A 19,413-nucleotide genomic window follows, 5' to 3' on the forward strand; every position below is an offset into this window, starting at 1 on the left:
AATGCTGGCGTGGTCATTAATTTGACTACTTGCCGCCGGTCTAAAAATTCAGCGTTAACTTCATCAAAATAATGACACTTTGTTGTCGGTGTCAGAGAATGCGGTAGCAGAGCCGCCTATATAAAAAGACCTGCGGTAAGCCTTCTTCTTGCCGACCCTTCACGTCTTTAGGCAGCGTCGTGTGGGAGTTTGGTCATGAGCCTTACTGACGAGATTTTTGTGTTGCTCGGCAAACATGTCACTCGAGATGTGCGCGGGCTGAGCGCGCGGTTGCATTTCTTCGGCAGTGTTCCGGTCGACGATGGCGCCCCCTTTCCTTCTTCAGGCCCGAGCGCCAATGAACCACCTCAACAGGAAGATGTTGCCGTGGCACGGCCAACTGTAGTCGCGTTGGTATCGGCCAATGGAGGCGTGGGCCGCAGCACGCTGGTCACTGCCTTGAGCAGCGGCATGCAGCGGTTGGGTGAGTCGGTGGTGGCCTTGGACTTGGACCCGCAGAACGCATTGCGTCATCACTTCGGCGTCAGCGCGAGCTTGCCTGGCATCGGTCGCACCAGCTTGTTGAATACGCCCTGGGTTCAGATCCAGCAACCGGGCTTCGCCGGGTGCCGGGTCATCCCCTTTGGCGATATCGATGCCCAGCAGCAGGAAAACCTTCACGGTTGGCTCAAGCGCGAACCGGGTTGGCTGGCGCAGCAGTTGTCGGGGTTGCACCTGAGCGCGCGGCAAACGGTGATCATCGATACCCCCGCCGGTAATAATGTCTACTTTCATCAAGCCTTGAGCGTGGCCGATGTGGTGTTGGTGATTGCCAAGGCTGACGCCGCGTCCTTGGGCACCCTGGACCAACTCGATAGGCTGCTGGCGCCACATCTTGCGCGCGAGGGCCCGCCGCAGGTTCGCTATGTGCTTAACCAACTGGATGAGGATGATGCCTTCACCCTGGACATGCTTGAGGCGTTCAAGCAGCGCCTGGGTGGAATGCCGCCGTTGGAGGTGCACCGCGACAAGGCAATCAGTGAAGCGCTGGCGTTTGGTATCGACCCCTTGGACAGCCAGGCATTGACCTTGGCCGGAGACGATATCGACGAGCTTTGCCGGTTATTGATTGCGCGCAAAAAATCGCTATAAGTCGCGGTTTATACGCTTAACGCCAGATGCTTATGCACAATCGGTTGGTTGAGGGGGTCACGTAACAGCCATTTTGTGGAGCGGTTCTCATCCCGCCGCAACTGCCTGTTTTGCGGGTGTTTTATTTTGTGAACAAAAAATGATCAGCTTGGTTTTTGACCTGTAGCGCAGATGGCTACAGGCTCTGTAAAGAATCCATCAACAGAGTTATCCACAGGCTGTGGTGCGACAATTCTGCCCCTTAATCGCGCTCGGCAAGCACCATCAAGTTGCGCGGCGTCAATGCGGGTTCGCAGAAGCTGCCCACTTCGACCTTGTAGCCGGTTTCGCTTAGAAACAATGCCCGATCCAGTACCAGCCATAACTCCAGCGGGCGCCGAAATAGGCCACGCACCAATTCCAGGTTTCTGACCTCGGCCAAGCGGCTCCAGCCGTACGCCTCTAATGTCGCCCACTCCTGTTCACCTGTGGATAACCCTTTAAGGCGTGCCAGTTCCCGGCAGTAGTCGGCGAAAGGCTTGTCCAGCCAACTTGTGGGCAGCGAAGGCGCGGGCAGGTATTCGTCGCAGCCACGCAGCTCGCGTTGCAGTTGATCGAAACCCAGGCGCCGCGCCATGGATGTGTCGCGCTGCAAGCGCACCCGCTTGCCGGCGGTGACGGTTTCGCTCAGGGGCAGGCCAAGGTCATCGATCGACAGTTGCAAGGTTGAGGCGCGGCCTGCGTTGGACAGTGCCTGGTAGGTGTCGGCGGTGATGCGGTTATAGCAGCAGGGCGCCAGCGCGAGCTGTTGGCAACCGACCGCGCTGGCCAGTTTTAGCAGGCGCACGTGCAGGTCGCCACAGGCGTGCAGGGCGACGGGCGTGTGTTCACGGCTGAGCGCCACATCGGCCATCACATCTTGCAGGCGATGGATAACGGGCAGGCCATGGTGATCGCTCAACGCCTGGCCTGCGGCGATCAACGCCGGATCATATTCCAGGCAGGTCAGCGCTTGATCGGCTTGCAACAGGCGACGGCCAAGGTAGCCCTTGCCCGCACACCAGTCGAGCCAGTGCGTGGGTGTTTGCGCAAACTGCAGGGCAGCGCCGAACGCTTCGATTTGCTGCCATTTGCGGCCGGGGACGTCGACGTTCAGGCGATGGCGAGCGGGTGCCAGCGGCTGCGTTGGTAATTGATCCACAGCGCTGAGGTGTCGGGCTTGCGCGGCAAGTTGTGGAAACGGAGCAGGTGCCGCCAGATCATGCGGCTGGTTGTGACTGGTTTCCGCATCGGCCAACGAACGTTGACGCAGCCAGGCGGCGAGGTCGGGATGTTCGGTTTCCCAGGGTAGATGCCGATGCGTAAAGGGCCGTGGTTTCCACAGCCCTTGGTGCTCGATCAGAAACGCATCCAGCGCCTGGAAGCGTGCCTCAACGTCCCTGGCATTCATCGACGCGCAGCCAGCGTTCCAGCAGTTTGAAGCCGCGTACCAGCAGGTACGACATCAGCAGGTAGAACACGCCGGCGGTGAAGAACATATCCACCGTCAGATAGTTGCGCGCGATGATCGTCCTGGCCATGCCGGTCAGCTCCAGCAGTGTCACCGTGCTCGCCAGCGAACTGGCCTTGAGCATCAGGATCACTTCGTTGCTGTAGGCGGGCAGGCCGATGCGCGCGGCACGGGGCAGGATGATGTAGAACAACGTCTTGGGCCTGGACATGCCCAGTGCCCGGGCCGCTTCGATTTCACCCGGTGGAATCGCCTGGATCGCGCCGCGCAGGATCTCGGCGATGTAGGCGGCGGTGTGCAGGGTCATGGTGGCCGTGGCGCACCAGAACGGATCACGCAAATACGGCCACATGAAGCTGGTTTTCACCGCATCGAATTGAGCCAGGCCGTAGTACACCAGGAACAATTGCACCAGCAGCGGTGTGCCACGGAAAAAGAAGATGTAGGCGTAGGGCAGCGAGCGCACATACCAACGCTTGGACGCCCGGGCGACGCCTAGGGGAATCGCGAGTAGCAACCCGAGAATCACGGCAATGCCCACCAGCTCCAGGGTCAGGATGGCGCCCTGGATAAATTTCGGCAGCCACTTGAGGATGACTTCCCATTCCATTACGTCGTCCTCACGAAGCCGCGCGCGGCGCGTTGTTCCAGCAAGTGCATGCCGATCATCGACAGCGAAGTAAGGCCCAGATAGATGAAGGCCGCCACCAGATAAAAGGTGAAGGGCTGCCGGGTGACGGTGACCGCGATCTGCGCGTGACGCATGATTTCTTCAAGGCCGATGACGGTGACCAGCGCGGTATCCTTCATCAGGATCATGAACAGGTTGCCCAGGCCCGGTAGGGCGATGCGCCACATCTGCGGCATGATCAGGCGCGTGAAGATGCGGGTTTTCGACAGCCCCAGCGCCAAACCGGCTTCGCGGTGGCCCTTGGGGATGGCGATGATTGCGCCGCGCAGGACTTCCGTGGCGTAGGCGCCATAGCACAAGCCCAAGGCGATGACCCCGGCGGCGAAGGCACTGAGTGACAGGTCGGGAATGCCGAACACCTCGCCCAGTTCACGCATCAGATTGATCGTGCCGAAGTAAATGAGCAGCACCCACAACAGTTCCGGCACGCCGCGCACGATGGTCGAATACGCGCCACCCACCCATTGCAGCGGCTTGTACGGTGAAGTCTTGGCCAAGGCCCCGGCAAGGCCGAGCACCAGCCCCAGGCACAAAGCCGTGAGCGCCAGTTTGACGGTCATCAGCGCGCCAGCGGCAAGCGCCGGGCCGAATCCGTAGAGATCGAAATTCATGGTGTTTTCATATCGCGGCAGGCATTGCAAAAAGCCGACGCGCTCACATGAGCGCGTCGGGCATACCGTTCAGATCATTCGATGCTGAAAGGGAAGTACTTGTCGTTGATCTTCTTGTAGGTGCCGTCTGCCTTGATCTCCGCCAGGGCTTTGTTCAGGCGTTCGCGCAGCGGGTCGCCTTTACGTACGGCGATACCGATCTTGTCGCTTTCTACCACCGGGTCGCCTTTGAACTCGTAGGCGGAACCGTCTTTGCTCTTGAGCCATTCGTACTGCACGTACTTGTCGGCCAGGATGCCGTCCAGGCGACCGGACGTCAGGTCGAGGTAGGCGTTTTCCTGGGTGTCGTAGAGCTTGGCTTCGGTATCAGGCAGCTTGTCTTCCAGGTAAGTACCGGCCAACGTCGCGCGTTGTGCACCGATGACTTTTCCTTTCAGGTAAGCGGCGTCGGTCTTGAAGTCGGCGGTGGCTTTAGGTGCGATGAACTGCAATTTGTTGGAGTAGTACGGGTCGGTGAAGTCGACGGCCTGCTTGCGTTCATCGGTGATGGACAGCGAGGACACCAGGAAGTCGAACTTCTTGGCGTTCAGGGCCGGGATGATGCCGTCCCAGTCGGACACATACACTTCGCACTTCTCGACTTTCATCTTGGCGCACAGGGCGTCACCGATGTCTTTGTCGAAGCCGACGACGTTGCCGCTGGCGTCCTTGTTGTTGAACGGCGGATAGGCCGCTTCGATCCCCATTTTCAAGGTTTCTGCCATGGCCGTGGCGCTGAACGCCATCGAGACGGCCGCGGCCAGAAGGAATTTTTTATAGTTCTGCATGCATGTTGCTCCGTTAGCGGTTGCTGGACATGAATTGTTTGCAGCGCGCCGAAAGCGGGTTTTCAAACACCTGCTGTGGCGATCCTTGCTCTTCGACCAGGCCCTGGTGGAGGAACACCACTTCACTGGACACTTGGCGGGCGAAGCCCATTTCATGGGTGACCAGCAGCATGGTGCGGCCTTCTTCGGCCAGCGCGCGGATCACATTAAGTACTTCCTGAACCATTTCCGGGTCAAGCGCCGAAGTGGGCTCGTCGAACAGGATGACCTTGGGTTGCATCGCCAGGGTGCGCGCGATGGCCGCCCGTTGTTGCTGGCCGCCGGACAATTGCGCGGGGTAGGCGTGGCGCTTGTCGGCAATCCCGACCTTGGCCAGCAGGGCTTCAGCCACTTCAATGGCTTCGGCTTTACTTTGGCCGAGCACACGGCGGGGGGCCTCGATGATGTTGTCGAGGATGCTCATGTGCGGCCACAGGTTAAAGTTTTGAAACACAAAACCGATTTCGCTGCGCAGGCGGTTGATCTGCTTGCCGTCGGCGGCCATCAGCTCGCCGTTTTTCGCGGCCTTGAGCTTGAGTTCTTCGCCGGCCACCAGGATCTGGCCCTGGTGCGGGTTTTCCAGCAGGTTGATGCAGCGCAGGAAGGTGGACTTGCCGGAACCGGAGGAACCCAGGATCGAGATCACATCGCCGTCGCGAGCGGTCAGCGAAATACCTTTAAGTACCTCCAGCTCACCATAGCGTTTATGCAAGTTGCGGATTTCAAGCGCGGGCGTGGCCTCGGCCATGTGCGGTCCTCGTTGTGTTCGTTGCGATCTTCGCTGTTGGTCCGCCTTCCTGGCGAGGCGCCAAGCTAGCATAGCGTCTTGATGGCAGCCAACAGCGCGGCCGGCGGTAAACAGGTGGTGTGCGGCAGGGTGTCGCATCGGCACAGCAGCGTGTCGCGCCATCAACAACCGAACAACCGTTTGAACCCGAAAAGCCGCAGGCTTCGCGTAAAAAAGGGCGCGATGGTGCCAGCTTTGGCCGGGGGTTGGAAGGGTTAACCGGGCAAACGGTGCTTATCAGCCCTTTTGTAGGGCGTCACGTACTTTTTGTGTGTGTTTATGGTGCGTTTATTCGTCTTGAAAGTGAGTCGCACGGTAACGGTATAGCGGAATGCCATTGTTCTCAATGACTTGCGATGACTGCTCAATCTTCCTACAACCCGCGTCAATCGCGACGCCGTAACATTTTGGCGCAAATCTTGCGTAAAAAATAAAGAACGCCCTGTTGGTTTCTTTTCACGAGAAAGATCGCAGGCCGGGCGGACCGTTTTCGCAATTCCTCGTAAAGGTGTGTCAATGAGTAGTACGCAAAGCTCCAATGACCTCGAACAGGGGCTCAAACCGCGTCACGTCACCATGCTGTCGATTGCCGGCGTCATCGGTGCCGGTTTGTTTGTTGGCTCCGGCCACGCGATTGCTGCCGCTGGCCCGGCCGTACTGTTGGCTTACGCCGCTGCGGGTACGCTGGTGGTGTTGGTGATGCGCATGCTGGCCGAAATGGCCGTCGCGTCGCCGGACACCGGTTCGTTCTCCACCTATGCCGACCGGGCGATCGGCCACTGGGCCGGTTTTACCATCGGCTGGCTCTACTGGTGGTTCTGGGTGCTAGTGATTCCGTTGGAGGCCAACGCCGCCGCGACCATCCTGCATGCCTGGTTCCCGGATGTGGCCATCTGGGCCTTTACGCTGATCATCACCTTGCTGCTGACCGCGACCAACCTGTTCAGCGTGAAGAACTACGGCGAGTTCGAGTTCTGGTTTGCGCTGATCAAGGTCGTGGCGATTGTGGGCTTCGTGATCCTCGGCCTGGCGGCGATTTTCGGTTTCCTGCCAACCAGCCAGGTCAGCGGCGTTTCGCACTTGTTCGACACCCAAGGCTTCATGCCGAACGGCATGGGCGCGGTATTGGCGGCGATCTTGACCACCATGTTCTCCTTCATGGGCACCGAGATCGTCACCATCGCGGCGGCTGAATCGAAGAACCCAGGCCAGCAAATCACCAAGGCCACCAACTCGGTGATCTGGCGGATTGGTCTGTTCTACCTGCTGTCGATCTTCATCGTGGTGTCCCTGGTGCCATGGAACGATCCGACCCTGGCAGCGGTGGGTTCGTATCAGACCGTGCTGGAACGCATGGGCATCCCGAATGCCAAGCTGATTGTCGACCTGGTGGTACTGGTCGCCGTGACCAGCTGCCTGAACTCGGCGCTTTACACCGCCTCACGCATGCTGTTCTCCCTGGGCCGTCGCGGTGATGCACCGGCCGTGGCCAAGCGCACCAACAAGAGTGGCACGCCTTACTGGGCTGTTCTGCTGTCTACTGGCGCAGCGTTCCTGGCAGTGTTCGCCAACTACGTGGCCCCGGCGGCAGTGTTCGAATTCCTGCTCGCCAGCTCGGGCGCCATTGCATTGCTGGTCTATCTGGTGATCGCGGTGTCGCAACTGCGCATGCGCCAGAAACGCGCCGCGGCGGGTGAGAAGATCGTCTTCAAGATGTGGCTGTTCCCGGGCCTGACCTACGCGGTGATGGTGTTCATCGTGGGCACGCTGACCATCATGCTGTTCCAGGAAGCGCATCGGGTCGAGATTATCGCGACTGGGGTGCTGAGTTTGCTGGTGGTGGCTGCAGGGCTGTTTGTATCCAGCCGGCGCAAGGCGCAGAGAGCGGGTGCTGCGGTGCTGAACTAAACATTGTGGGAGTCGGGCTTGCCCGCGATGACGGACTGATAGTCGATATCTTCGTCGGCTGACACACCGCCATCGCGGGCAAGCCCGGCTCCCACATTTTGTCCGGTGTCAGTCTTGCGAGCTGGTCAGCGCCTGGGACGCCGCCACGTAATCCGCCTGGAACTCTGGCGACTCAATCCACGCCAGTGCTGCTGCTTCATCATCAGTGTCCGTGGCCCACTGCCGATACTCGATCAGCGCCGCCAGGATAAAGTCGGTGGCTTCTTCTTCGCCTTCCTGCTCAAGCACCAGCGCCAGCAACGGGTGGGCCAGGAACACGGCGCAGAGGGCTTGCTGGCTGGTTTCGCCTGCAGCGCGCATTTCTACGAACAGCTCGGTCAAATCCACTGACTCAAGGTCAATGCGGCTGTCATCACCGGCAAACGCATCCGGCTTGGTCGCGACAGCGCGCTGGGTACGGTTTTGCTTGGCCTTGGCCTTTGCCCGTTGGGCACGTTTTTGCTGCTTGTCTGGCGAGGCCATGGGCTTAGCGTCCTAGGGTTCTGAAACTGGGGGAGTATTGAAGCGCAGGTTGGGGGAAATCCCAAGGGGGTCCGAAGCTAATTGGCCGTTTTGCAGCCACACCAATGCAATCGGCCACAGCCTCTCCTGATGCTCGCTGCGAAAAAATGCGAAATGTCCGACTGCCTTTTCGCCAATATCTGCAGGCGCGATCCGCAGATGAGTGCGCTCACTGCCGTCGAAGTAACCCAGTAGTCGCTCGATGGCTGCGACGGTCCCGAATGGATCATCGGTGATGCTGATGGCCAGTATCTGCGCCTTCACGCGACTGAATGGCAACTCACCCAAGGTTCGCCCGCTGGGTCGCGTTTCAAACCTGGGCGTTAGCGTGCTCCAGTCCCGCACCACGCCCGCTGGCGTGTCCTCCAGCCAGCCCAAGCGTTTGCCGGGGAAGTACCCGCATAGCGCCGTCGCCAGCGGCATCACTACATGCCATTTGGCAAACATCCGCCAACGCTCATTTGCTGCGTAATCGCGCCAGTACGCAAACTGCGCCCCTACGGTCACGACCCGCCGGATGATCGCGCCCGACGCCCCGAGCCCGGCTGCACAGCCACCGAAGCTGTGGCCGACGACATCAATCGGCTGCCCTGGAAATTCCCGTTGCGCTCGCTGCAGCATCGCCTCGAAATCCAGCACGCCCCAATCCGACCATGAGGCTTTGAAGCCACGCAGTGAGCCGCTGCGGGATTCGCCGATGCCACGGTAGTCGTAGGTGATGACGTCAAGGCCGTTGGTGAACAGGTAGTCGGCGAAGCGGGCGTAGTGGCGGCAGCGTACGGAGGTGGCGGCGTTGATGACGACGACGGGGCGTTTGAGGGCGGTGCGCAGGTGGCGCCAGGTGAAGCCGCCGATGGGGTAGCCGTCAGCGGCGGGCTCACGGAACGCTTCGGGGGCGGGACGGGTTGGCAGGTGCATAGGGCGACTCTTTCCTTGCGCTTTTCTATGAGGGCTTGGTAGCTCACGCGCTTTTTATAAAGAATTGAAACTAACAAATTTCGCTCCCCTGGGCGCGGAGACTGTCGCGATGCTCGACGTGATCCGTTTGGGTGCATAGGCTGACGAACTTTCGATCGATCTGAGTCAGGCCATGACCCGCGACACCCTCGAACACAACCAGATCCCGGTCTACTTTGTAGCTGTGCTGCTGGCCGCCGCTTTTGGCCTGCTCGCACCCTCACTTGCCCACTGCCTCAGCGCGCTGGTCACGCCCGCCATTGCGGTGCTGATGTACGCAATGTTCCTCCAAATTCCTTTTTTGGATCTGCGCCAGAGCTTGAGTAACAAGCGTTTCCTGTCGGCACTACTGCTCGCCAACTTCATCCTGGTGCCCCTGCTGGTGTGGGCATTGACCCAGAGTCTGGTCGGGCGTCCGGCATTGCTGATAGGGGCGTTGCTGGTGTTGCTGACCCCGTGCATCGACTACGTGGTGGTGTTTACCCATATCGGCAAGGGCGATTCGCGGTTGATGCTGGCGGCTACGCCGGTGCTGTTGCTGCTGCAATTGGTGCTGTTACCGATCTATCTGAGTGTGATGCTCGGCGCCCAATCCGAGGTGGTGGTGGAGGCAAGGCCGTTTTTCGAGGCGTTTCTCTTGTTGATCGTGGTGCCGATGATTCTGGCGGTGGTGACGACTTCCCTGGCACGGCGATCGTCGGTCGTCAGTGTTTGGAACAGTGGCTGGGCGTGGTTGCCGGTGCCGGCGATGGCGGTGGTGTTGTTTGTGGTGATCGGCTCGCAAATCACATCGGTGGTACGGGATATCAACCTGTTGCTGCCGGTGATCCCGGTGTATGTCGGTTTTCTGGTGCTGGCGCCGCTGATGGGCGTGTTGGCCTCGCGGTTGTTTGCACTCCCGGCGGCGACGGCCAGGGCGGTGACATTCAGCGCGTCGACACGCAACTCGCTGGTGGTATTGCCTCTGGCGCTGGCCTTGCCCGAGGATGTGCGCGGGTTGGCGGCGACGGCGGTGATCCTGCAAACCCTGATCGAGCTGGTGGGCGAGTTGATTTACGTTCGGTTGATCCCTAAGTGGGCGTGGCCCGCAGGTCGGTAAGCGCGGGAATGTTCAGGTCTGTTCAGGCGTTATTCAGCAGGGCAGTCGGCACCATAAGTCGGCGCCCCTTACCTGACAGGTCAACCGATGGATCACCGCAACCGTTTTCGCCTGGAATCCCTGGGCATTTTCCTGTTTGCCCTGTTGCTGTTCACCTTGGGTATATGGGATCAGCAACCCCAAGGGTTTGACGGACGCTGGGCGCTGTTCCTACAAGAAATGTTTCGCCATGGCGCGAGCCTTTTCCCGACTACCTATGGCCAGCCCTACGCGGATTACCCCGGCACCGCGACCTTTTTCAGCTTCGTGTTCGCACGGCTGTTTGGTGCGCCCAACCATCTGGCGAATGTGCTGCCCACCGCCCTGGCGTCCGCTGGGGTGGTTGCCTTGATCTATCGCTTGCTCGTCCCGGCGAATCGCCAGTGGGCGCTGCTCACCGTGCTGCTGACGTTGCTCACCACCCAACTGCTCGAAAAATCCCGCTCGGTCTGCCTGGACCAGATGGTAGCGTTGCTCTGTGTAGGCAGTTTTTACCTGCTTCACAGTGGTGGGCGCTGGAGGCGGCTGGCGGTGTTTGCGTTGTTCATTCTGGGCTTTGCCATGCGCGGGCCGCTGGGGTTGATCGAAGTCTGTGGCGTGGTGTGCGTGTATTGGGCGCTGGGCAAGCCTGGCGAGCGCGTGAAGCAAGTGCTCATGCATGGCCTCGTCGGCCTGGTGTTGTTGGCAGCCTGTTGGTGGCTGTTGGTGAAACTGGCGCGCCTCAGCGGTGGTGACGCATTTGCCGATGAAGTGTTCAAAATGCAGGTGGGCGGACGCCTCGATGAAACCGGTGAGCCGTTCTATTTTTACTTCCAGCTGAGCTTGTATCGCTACTTCCCGGTGGTGCCGTTGGCGCTGGCCACCATGATTGCGCTGCGTCATCGCTGGGCCGAGCGGTTCGAGGGCGATATGCAATTGGTGGTGCGGCTCGGTGCCTGCGGCATGATGATCTTGCTCGGGCTATCGGTGCCGCACTTCAAGCGCGCTTACTACATCCTGCCCATGGTGCCGATGTTTGCGGCTGTCGCGGCCTATGGGCTGCTTCAGTCGCAAGGTTGGCTCGCTGGCGTGCGCCGATGTTACGAAGGGCTTGTCGCGGCGCTACCGGCGTTGTGCGTGGTGGCAGTGTTTGTCTGTCGGCATGGCTGGCAGAAGCATGGTGACTGGCCAGATGTTTCGCTGCCGCTGCTGATCAGCGCGTTGGCGCTGCTACAGGTGGCGACGTTGATCGCCTGGCGGCGGGTGGGGCGGTTGGTGTGGCTCAGCCTGATCGCTTTGTTGGCGCAATGGTTGTTGTTGGTGATGGTGGTAGAACCGGCCAAGGACCTGCAGTTCGATACGCGGCAGTTTGTCGGCCAGGTGGAAGCACTGCGCGTTACGCAGCCGGGGCCTTTGGTGTTTATCAACCTTGGCCGGGATACCTGGGCAGTGCGCTACATGATGAACCTGGATCACGATGAGCGGCCGGTGTTTGTGGGGGCTCATGAGCTTGACCGATTAGGTACTTTGCCACGGCCGGCGTGGGTGATTGTGGCGCGCAACGAAGTGGCGTTGCTGCAAGGGACATCCCTGGAGGACGTCGCTCCAAGTTTTGAAGGGCGGTTGAACGATAATCCGCTGATGGTGTTTTTGCTGAAGTGAGCGAAGCACCCAATCAAAATCGCCACTGGGTTAAGTCAAATTCCAGGCAACAAAAAACCCGCACTAGGCGGGTTTCTTGTGTGTTTCAGATGACGTTAGCACCACCTGAAACTAATTAGTGGTGCCCAGAGACGGAATCGAACCGCCGACACGGGGATTTTCAATCCCCTGCTCTACCGACTGAGCTATCTGGGCAACGGGGCGCATTAAACGGGTTTTTCAGGGGGTCGTCAAGCAAGTTTTCAAAAAATATTTAATTATTACCGTCGCTTACGTGCCGACCCCGGTTTTTGATCAATTATTGAGCAGGCGGCACGTAGCCGTCGGCCTTGGCGTATTCCTCGCCGGAAAAGAACTTGTCCATCTCGCCCGCCAGGTATTTACGGTCTTCGGCGTTCATCATGTTCAGGCGTTTTTCGTTGATCAGTAGAGTCTGGTGTTTCAGCCAGTCGGCCCAGGCTTTGGCGGAGACGTGCTCGAAAATGTCCTGGCCCTTGGCACCTGGGTACGGAGGGCGTTCGAGGCCTGGCAATTCTTCTTTGTACTTGCGGCACATGATGGTGCGGGTCATGACGAAACTCCTGCATTCAATACGTCGGCCGCGCGCTTCAGCAGTTTTTTCACCGGGGCGGCAAGGCCCAGGCGCGGCGGGGTGGCGAGGTTATACCAGAGCCAGTCGGCCTCGGCCACGTGATGGGCGGATTCCTCGACCTGGACCAGCCAGGGTTCGATAGCCAACTGAAAGTGGCTGAAGGTGTGAATCAGGCTCGGCAGTTCCTGTTGCTTGCCCAGTGCCAGCGCGTGCTGGTTGGCCAGGTGCTCCAGGTCTTGCAGGTCATCCAGCTCCGGCAAGCTCCACAGGCCGCCCCACAGACCCGTCGAGGGGCGACGGTAAAGCAGGATCGCGCCTTCGGCATTTGCCAGCAGCGGCATCAGCGTGCGCTTCTGCGGGATGGTCTTGCGCGGCTTGGGGATCGGGTAGCGCGTCTCCAGGCCGAGCATGTGCGCTTCGCAGCCTTTTTCCAGCGGGCACAACAGGCAGCTGGGTTTGCTGCGGGTGCAGAGGGTGGCGCCCATATCCATCATCGCCTGGGTGTAGGCGTTGACGCGATCATGCGGCGTGAAGCGTTCTGCGGTGGCCCACAGTTGCTTGGCCACCTTGGGTTCGCCCGGGTAGCCCTCCTGCGCGGTGAAACGTGCCAGCACGCGTTTGACGTTGCCGTCGAGGATCGGCGCACGCAGGCCCATGCTCAGGCTGGCGATCGCTCCGGCGGTGGACAAGCCTATGCCGGGCAACTCGGTGAGCTTCTCGACATCCTTGGGAAATTCGCCGCCGTATTCGGCCACGATAATCTTCGCCGTCTTTTGCAGGTTGCGCGCCCGGGTGTAGTACCCCAGCCCGGTCCACAAGTGCAGCACTTCATCTTCCGGCGCAGCCGCCAGGGCCTCGACCGTTGGCAGCGACGCCATGAAGCGGTCGAAATAATTGAGCACGGTGCTCACCTGGGTCTGCTGCAGCATGATCTCCGAGACCCACACCCGATAAGGCGTTATGCCCTGTTGCCAGGGCAGGTCGTGGCGACCGTGGCGGTCGTACCAGTTCAGCACCGCCTCTGAAAATTGCTCGTTTCTCATCGATTGAACAGGCCTTTCAGTGCGTCTTTGAGCTTCGGGTTAACCTTGTCGAGCTTCTCTTCAAGCTTCTCGTTGAGGCGGTTGCCCGCCGCCTTGATCGCGACTTGGCCAAGGCCGTCCTTGTCCAGGCGGCACGCCTTGGCGCCCAGCTCCAGCGGGCCACGGCAGCGCAGCGGCACTTCGATGCCCTGGAAGTTGGAGCCCACCTGGCAGGCCGGGTCCGGCGTTTCGCGCTGATCACCTTCGACAATGATGCCGACGCGGTAGTCCATGCCCAGGACGCGCAGATCGACATCGCCATTACCGTTGACCGTCAGGCCCGGGATGCGCACTTTCAGGTCCGGGTTGCTGGCGACACCGTTACGGAAGGTCAGGTTGCCCTTCAGTTCCTGGAACGGCGTGTCCTTGCCTTGCGGTGTGCTGCTCAAGGTTTTGCGGTTGAGCAGGGCGATGCCGGTGCACAGTTGCTGTTCAAGGTTGGCGTTGAGCAGCACGCCGTTGTTGATCACGAAACTGGCGGTGCCGTTGAGGCTGTCGATCAGCGCTTTCTGGCTATTGCCGCGGCCAGTGAGGTTGCTGTCGAGGGTGATCTGGCCCTTCACCGGCGGGGTTTGCCCCTGGGCTTGCAGGATGCGTTCGACCGGTACCTGCTTGATCCGGCTTTGCAGCGCGAGCACCGGGATATCCTGGCGCACATCGAGGTTGCCGTTGGCCTGGAAGGTGCCGTTGTAGAGACCGCCGCTCAGGGTGTCGAGCTTGAGTTGGCCATCGATGCCGGACGCTTTGAGCACGGCATTCTGGATCGGCAACTTGCTCAGGGTCAGTTGGCCAAACGCGAGGTCGGCGTCCACATCCAGCGTGCGCAGGCGGGTCAATGGCAACAGTTTGTCGGTGCTCCAGGCGCCTTTGGTCGGCGCTTCGGGCAGCGGTGTGGTGCCGCCGGCAGCCATGGCACCGGCTTCGCTGTTCTGCACTTCGGCCTGGCGGGCAGCGGCTGCGCCCTTGGCGGATTCGGACTTGGCCGGCAGATAGTTGTCGGCATTGAACGTGTCGGCCTTGAGCTGAACGCGCAGGGATTGCTTGGCGAAATCCTCCACGGCGACGCGACCGGTGAAGGTGCTGCCGTCGAGTTTCAGGTTCAGGTCTTCCAGGGCGATGCTGCTTGGCGTGCCCTTGAGGCGGCTGACCAGTTCGACCTTGCTCAGGCTGCCCTCGGCCATTGGCGGCAGCGGGTGGCCGACGCTGTCGAGGAACTTGGCCAGGTCGAATTGGGCGATGGACAGGGCGCCGCTGAGCTGCGGGGTCTTGTCGAGGTCGTTGACCTTCAGCTCGCCCAACGCGCGCAGTTGGTTGGCCGAGAGCTTCATGTTGGTCCATTCGGCGATATTCGCCGCCTGGTCCACCAACAGTTGGCCCTGGGTCGAGAAGGTCACGGTCTTGCCTTGCAGTGGCTCGCCCGTGGCTTCGCCGGTGATCTTCATGTCTTCAAGCTGGTAGCGCTTGAGCGCACGCTGGATGCGCAGGTTGCCGTTGAGTTCGGTCTTGACGCGCATCACCGGCTGATTGCTGCCGAAGAAGGCGGTGAGTTTCACCGGGATGCTGGCGCCTTCATGCACGGCGCCAGCGCTCAATTGGATGCTTTCGGCGCTGAACTGCTTGCCGGTCTGCTCATCGTTGTATTCGATGCGGGCGTTGTTGACCGTCAGGCTGTCGATATCCAGGCGGATGGGTTTTGCCGGCTTGTCCGATTCGGGTTCGGCCGGTTGTTCAACCGAGCCAGGGCTGCCGACGCTCGTCTCTGTCACGTTCTTGCCGATGTCTTCCCAGTTGCCGTGCCCTTCCTTGTTGCGGTTGAGGCGCAGGTTGAGACCTTCGACACGCACGTCACTCATCTGCACTTCGCGGCGCAGCAGCGGCAGCACGCGTACCGACAGGCCGAGCATCTGCAGGTCGGCGAAGGGCTGGGTCGGTGCGGTCAGGGTTGCCACGCTGGCTTCGTGCAGTTCCAGGCCAAGCCAGGGGAACAGGCTCCAGCCGATGTCGCCATTGAGCGTCAGCTCGATGTGGGCCTTGTCGCGGGCAATCTGGCGAATCTCGTCTTTATAGTCGTTGGGATCGAAGAGATGGGTCAGGGCAAAGCCTAGAGCCACAATGATCAGCAACAGCCCGAGAAGTACCAGACCCAGGATTTTGCCGAACGCTTTCATGGGCGAGTCCTTGTATGTCGATTTCAAAATTTAGCCGCAGAGTATAACGCCCGACGGCCTGCGTCAGTGCTCCGATCGTTACATTGTATCCAGCGGTGGGGGAACGGGTTTTTGGCGTCAAATAAACAAATTTCCTGAAAAAGGTGATGTCACTTTGGTTTTTCTGTCATCGACAGGTGCTAATCTCTGCACGTTCGTCCGCCTTCTGCGACCTAAGGTCGCGCCTAAAATGGAGCTTCACTCAACAAAACGGCCACGCTTTGCGTGCAAGGCCGAGGGAGAGAGCGCCTGACGGACACATACTAACAACTGGGGGAAACACCAATGAGCACTAGCACTGCGGCAGGTTCATCTGCTGCAAAGCCAGCGTTCCTGTCCAAGGAACGCATCATCGCCAAGCCCGGCTTCAACCGCTGGCTGGTTCCACCGGCCGCCCTGGCTATCCACCTTTGCATCGGCATGGCCTACGGGTTCTCGGTGTTCTGGCTGCCATTGTCCAAGGCGCTGGGTATCACCAAGCCGGTTGCTTGTGCGCCGGACATGAGCTTCATCGCCCAAGTCTTCTCGTCCCAATGCGACTGGCCCATCTCCATGCTGGGCTGGATCTACACCCTGTTCTTCATCTTCCTGGGCTGCTCGGCAGCCATCTGGGGCGGCTGGCTGGAACATGCCGGGCCACGCAAGGCCGGTGTTGTGTCGGCGTTGTGCTGGTGTGGTGGCCTGCTGATCTCGGCGTTGGGTATCTATACCCACCAGATCTGGCTGATGTGGATCGGCTCCGGGGTCATCGGCGGTATCGGCCTGGGCCTGGGCTATATCTCGCCCGTATCGACCCTGATCAAGTGGTTCCCGGACAAGCGTGGCATGGCCACTGGTATGGCGATCATGGGCTTCGGCGGTGGTGCGATGGTTGGCGCCCCGTTGGCAGCCGCATTGATGGGTCACTTCGCAACGCCAGACAGCGTGGGCGTATGGCAGAGCTTCCTGGTGATGGCCGCGATCTATTTCGTGTTCATGATCGGTGGCGCCTTGTCCTACCGCGTTCCGCCAACCGGCTGGAAACCTGAGGGCTGGACCGCGCCGGCGAAAAAAGCTAGCAACGCGATGATCACTCACCGTCACGTGCACGTGAACGTGGCGTGGAAAACCCCGCAATTCCGCCTGGTCTGGCTGGTGCTGTGCCTGAACGTATCCGCCGGTATCGGCATCCTCGGCATGGCGTCGCCACTGCTGCAGGAAGTGTTCGGCGGCAAGCTGCTGGGTGTGGATGTACCGTTTGGTCAGCTGGATGCCGGTCAACTGGCTTCCATCGCAGCCATCGCCGCAGGTTTTACGGGGCTGTTGAGCCTGTTCAACATCGGTGGCCGGTTCTTCTGGGCGTCGTTCTCCGACTACCTGGGGCGTAAAAATACCTACTTCGTGTTCTTCGCCCTGGGCTTTGCCCTGTACGCGTTGATCCCGAACCTGGGGCATTTGGGCAACGTGGCGCTGTTTGTGGCGGCGTTCTGCATCATCCTGTCGATGTACGGCGGTGGTTTTGCGACCGTTCCGGCCTACCTGGCTGACCTGTTCGGCACGCAAATGGTCGGCGCGATCCACGGTCGCCTGCTGACTGCCTGGGCCGCTGCGGGCGTATTGGGCCCGGTGTTGGTGAACTACCTGCGTGAGTATCAGCTGAGCATTGGCGTTGAACGCGCGGCGGCCTACGACATCACCTTGTACATCCTCGCCGGCCTGCTGGTGCTGGGTTTCATCTGCAACCTGCTGGTGCGTCCGGTGGCCGACAAGTACTTCATGACCGATGCCGAATTGGCCGCCGAACAGGCGCTTGGCCATGACAAAGGCGCGGATGCGACCACTTCCCTGGAGTGGAAAGCGGCTTCCGGCACTGTGCCATTGGCGATTGCCGCCTGGCTGGTGGTGGGTATTCCGTTGGCGTGGGGTGTGTGGGTGACCCTGCAGAAGACGGCGGTACTGTTCCGCTAGCACCAAACCTGTAGTGAGCGGGCTTGCCCCGCGCTGGGTGGCGCAGCCGCCCCCAAAACCGGACACCGCGTTTTAACTGGAGAATTCGGTGCCTGGGTTGGGGCGGCTGCGCCACCCAGCGCGGGGCAAGCCCGCTCACTACACGACTGGCTCTCACATGTATGCACATGTCTATCCCCGACATCTCTCGCTTCAACTCGTCAGTCTTATCCCCTCCGATGTTTCTGTTTAGCGCCCGCGCCCCTATAATGGCTGCCTTTTTCGCCCAATGATTTTGCGGAGCTGGTGATGGCCGAACGTAAGGCGTCCGTCGAGCGCGACACTCTGGAAACCCAGATCAAAGCCTCGATCAACCTGGATGGCACCGGAAAGGCCCGATTTGATATCGGTGTCCCTTTTCTTGAGCACATGCTGGACCAGATCGCCCGTCACGGGCTGATCGACCTGGATATCGTCAGCAAGGGCGACCTGCATATCGACGACCACCACACGGTGGAAGACGTTGGCATCACCCTCGGCCAGGCGTTTGCCAAGGCTATCGGCGACAAAAAAGGCATCCGTCGCTACGGTCACGCCTATGTCCCGCTGGACGAAGCGCTGTCGCGTGTGGTCATCGACTTCTCCGGCCGCCCAGGCCTGCAGATGCACGTGCCCTACACCCGCGCCACCGTGGGCGGCTTTGACGTCGACCTGTTCCAGGAATTCTTCCAGGGTTTCGTCAACCACGCACTTGTCAGCCTGCACATCGACAACCTGCGCGGCACCAACACCCACCACCAGATCGAAACCGTGTTCAAGGCATTCGGCCGCGCGCTGCGCATGGCCGTCGAGCTGGATGAGCGCATGGCCGGGCAGATGCCTTCGACCAAGGGCGTCCTGTAATGCAGACGGTCGCGGTTATCGATTACGGCATGGGTAACCTGCACTCGGTGGCCAAGGCCCTCGAGCACGTCGGTGCCGGCAAGGTGCTGATCACCAGCGATGCCAATGTGATTCGCGAAGCCGACCGCGTGGTGTTCCCGGGTGTTGGCGCGATTCGCGATTGCATGGCCGAGATCCGCCGCCTGGGCTTTGACAGCCTGGTGCGCGAAGTCAGCCAGGACCGTCCGTTCCTTGGCATCTGCGTGGGCATGCAAGCCTTGCTCGACAGCAGTGAAGAGAACGATGGCGTCGACTGCATCGGTTTGTTCCCAGGCCAGGTTAAGTTCTTCGGCAAAGACCTGCATGAAGACGGCGAACACCTGAAAGTCCCGCACATGGGCTGGAACGAAGTCCGCCAGACCGTGGATCACCCGCTGTGGCACGAAGTGCCGGACATGGCGCGCTTCTACTTCGTGCACAGCTACTACATCGCCGCCGGTCAACCGGGCCAGGTGGTGGGTGGCGGGCACTACGGCGTCGACTTCGCCGCCGCGCTGGCTGAAGGTTCGCGCTTTGCCGTGCAGTTCCACCCGGAGAAGAGCCATACCCATGGCCTGCAATTGCTGCAGAACTTCGCCGCCTGGGATGGGCGCTGGTAATGGCCAGGAAGCCGAAGCAGCCGATCTTGAACCTCACGCCCGAGCAGGAAAGTGAGGCTACCCTCAAGATCAAGCGCTTCATGGAAGACCGCTTCGAGCTCAAGCTGGGCTCGTTCGAGGTCGCCGAGATTCTTGAGCTGTTCACCACCGAAGTGGCTCCGCATTATTACAACAGAGCGATTTTCGATACGCAGACGCTCCTTAAAGAAAGGTTCGAAAGCATCGAAAGCGACCTGTGGTCGCTTGAGAAACCCTGATTTCCCAAGCATTGCTGAATATCGAATA

General features: G+C 60.2%; 18 protein-coding genes and 1 tRNA gene. 8 read left to right on the forward strand and 11 right to left on the reverse strand.

The window, feature by feature from the left end; all coding sequences use genetic code 11:
• Nucleotides 1-195 precede the first annotated feature (195 nt).
• Nucleotides 196-1,131: a cellulose biosynthesis protein BcsQ gene (bcsQ, locus tag AB4O35_RS07520; RefSeq protein ID WP_065945591.1), complete on the forward strand. Its 936-nt coding sequence runs from the start codon at nt 196-198 to the stop codon at nt 1,129-1,131.
• Nucleotides 1,132-1,372: 241 nt separating this feature from the next.
• Here bcsQ and AB4O35_RS07525 read toward each other — a convergent pair whose 3' ends face one another.
• From AB4O35_RS07525 to AB4O35_RS07545, 5 genes are all read right to left on the reverse strand, one after another.
• On the reverse strand, nt 1,373-2,560 hold the full coding sequence (locus AB4O35_RS07525; RefSeq protein ID WP_065945590.1) for a methyltransferase: 1,188 nt from the start codon (nt 2,558-2,560) through the stop codon (nt 1,373-1,375).
• Nucleotides 2,541-3,230, reverse strand: coding sequence for an ABC transporter permease (locus AB4O35_RS07530; protein ID WP_065875791.1), 690 nt, complete (start codon nt 3,228-3,230; stop codon nt 2,541-2,543). The genes AB4O35_RS07525 and AB4O35_RS07530 overlap by 20 nt, the downstream gene beginning before the upstream one ends.
• Nucleotides 3,230-3,922 (reverse strand): ABC transporter permease, encoded by a 693-nt coding sequence (locus AB4O35_RS07535; protein ID WP_065875790.1) that lies wholly within the window; start codon nt 3,920-3,922, stop codon nt 3,230-3,232. The genes AB4O35_RS07530 and AB4O35_RS07535 overlap by 1 nt, the downstream gene beginning before the upstream one ends.
• A gap of 74 nt (nt 3,923-3,996) precedes the next feature.
• Nucleotides 3,997-4,749, reverse strand: coding sequence for an ABC transporter substrate-binding protein (locus tag AB4O35_RS07540; RefSeq protein ID WP_003187758.1), 753 nt, complete (start codon nt 4,747-4,749; stop codon nt 3,997-3,999).
• Nucleotides 4,750-4,762: 13 nt separating this feature from the next.
• A complete protein-coding gene (locus AB4O35_RS07545; RefSeq protein WP_010213906.1) occupies nt 4,763-5,536 on the reverse strand; it encodes an ABC transporter ATP-binding protein in 774 nt (257 codons plus the stop codon).
• A 555-nt stretch (nt 5,537-6,091) separates the two neighbouring features.
• Here AB4O35_RS07545 and gabP point away from each other — a divergent pair.
• Nucleotides 6,092-7,483 (forward strand): GABA permease, encoded by a 1,392-nt coding sequence (gene gabP, locus AB4O35_RS07550; protein ID WP_065910787.1) that lies wholly within the window; start codon nt 6,092-6,094, stop codon nt 7,481-7,483.
• Nucleotides 7,484-7,591: 108 nt separating this feature from the next.
• Here gabP and AB4O35_RS07555 read toward each other — a convergent pair whose 3' ends face one another.
• Together AB4O35_RS07555 and AB4O35_RS07560 are read right to left on the reverse strand one after the other, a co-directional pair.
• The gene (locus AB4O35_RS07555; protein WP_065910788.1) at nt 7,592-8,005 is read right to left on the reverse strand and encodes a hypothetical protein; all 414 of its coding nucleotides are present in this window, start codon (nt 8,003-8,005) and stop codon (nt 7,592-7,594) included.
• 12 nt (nt 8,006-8,017) lie between these two features.
• Complete coding sequence (locus AB4O35_RS07560; protein ID WP_065945589.1) at nt 8,018-8,962, reverse strand: alpha/beta hydrolase family protein; 945 nt, start codon at nt 8,960-8,962, stop codon at nt 8,018-8,020.
• 172 nt (nt 8,963-9,134) lie between these two features.
• Between AB4O35_RS07560 and AB4O35_RS07565 the strand changes: the two genes are divergently transcribed.
• Both AB4O35_RS07565 and AB4O35_RS07570 read left to right on the forward strand, forming a co-directional pair.
• Nucleotides 9,135-10,100: an arsenic resistance protein gene (locus AB4O35_RS07565; protein WP_065945588.1), complete on the forward strand. Its 966-nt coding sequence runs from the start codon at nt 9,135-9,137 to the stop codon at nt 10,098-10,100.
• Nucleotides 10,101-10,187: 87 nt separating this feature from the next.
• On the forward strand, nt 10,188-11,780 hold the full coding sequence (locus tag AB4O35_RS07570) for an ArnT family glycosyltransferase (RefSeq protein ID WP_065945587.1): 1,593 nt from the start codon (nt 10,188-10,190) through the stop codon (nt 11,778-11,780).
• Nucleotides 11,781-11,899: 119 nt separating this feature from the next.
• Here AB4O35_RS07570 and AB4O35_RS07575 read toward each other — a convergent pair.
• From AB4O35_RS07575 to AB4O35_RS07590, 4 genes are all read right to left on the reverse strand, one after another.
• Nucleotides 11,900-11,975 (reverse strand) — tRNA-Phe (locus tag AB4O35_RS07575).
• Nucleotides 11,976-12,078: 103 nt separating this feature from the next.
• On the reverse strand, nt 12,079-12,351 hold the full coding sequence (locus AB4O35_RS07580; RefSeq protein ID WP_065875784.1) for an oxidative damage protection protein: 273 nt from the start codon (nt 12,349-12,351) through the stop codon (nt 12,079-12,081).
• The gene (gene mutY, locus AB4O35_RS07585; protein WP_065890265.1) at nt 12,348-13,415 is read right to left on the reverse strand and encodes an A/G-specific adenine glycosylase; all 1,068 of its coding nucleotides are present in this window, start codon (nt 13,413-13,415) and stop codon (nt 12,348-12,350) included. The genes AB4O35_RS07580 and mutY overlap by 4 nt, the downstream gene beginning before the upstream one ends.
• Entirely contained in the window at nt 13,412-15,622 is a 2,211-nt protein-coding gene (locus AB4O35_RS07590; protein ID WP_065890268.1) for an AsmA family protein, read from the reverse strand. The genes mutY and AB4O35_RS07590 overlap by 4 nt, the downstream gene beginning before the upstream one ends.
• A gap of 324 nt (nt 15,623-15,946) precedes the next feature.
• Between AB4O35_RS07590 and AB4O35_RS07595 the strand changes: the two genes are divergently transcribed.
• The 4 genes from AB4O35_RS07595 to AB4O35_RS07610 all read left to right on the forward strand — a co-directional run bounded on the left by AB4O35_RS07595 (nt 15,947) and on the right by AB4O35_RS07610 (nt 19,385).
• Nucleotides 15,947-17,608, forward strand: coding sequence for an OFA family MFS transporter (locus tag AB4O35_RS07595; protein ID WP_065875781.1), 1,662 nt, complete (start codon nt 15,947-15,949; stop codon nt 17,606-17,608).
• A gap of 288 nt (nt 17,609-17,896) precedes the next feature.
• The gene (gene hisB, locus AB4O35_RS07600; RefSeq protein ID WP_017849940.1) at nt 17,897-18,490 is read left to right on the forward strand and encodes an imidazoleglycerol-phosphate dehydratase HisB; all 594 of its coding nucleotides are present in this window, start codon (nt 17,897-17,899) and stop codon (nt 18,488-18,490) included.
• Nucleotides 18,490-19,128 carry an imidazole glycerol phosphate synthase subunit HisH gene (gene hisH, locus AB4O35_RS07605; protein WP_065875780.1) on the forward strand — a complete coding sequence of 213 codons (639 nt, stop codon included), beginning with the start codon at nt 18,490-18,492 and terminating at the stop codon, nt 19,126-19,128. Before hisB ends, hisH begins: the two co-directional genes overlap by 1 nt.
• Nucleotides 19,128-19,385, forward strand: a complete 258-nt coding sequence (locus tag AB4O35_RS07610; RefSeq protein WP_010213888.1) for a DUF2164 domain-containing protein — start codon at nt 19,128-19,130, stop codon at nt 19,383-19,385. The genes hisH and AB4O35_RS07610 overlap by 1 nt, the downstream gene beginning before the upstream one ends.
• The last annotated feature ends 28 nt before the right edge of the window (nt 19,386-19,413 follow it).

Source organism: Pseudomonas sp. H1_A03 (genome assembly GCF_054685145.1).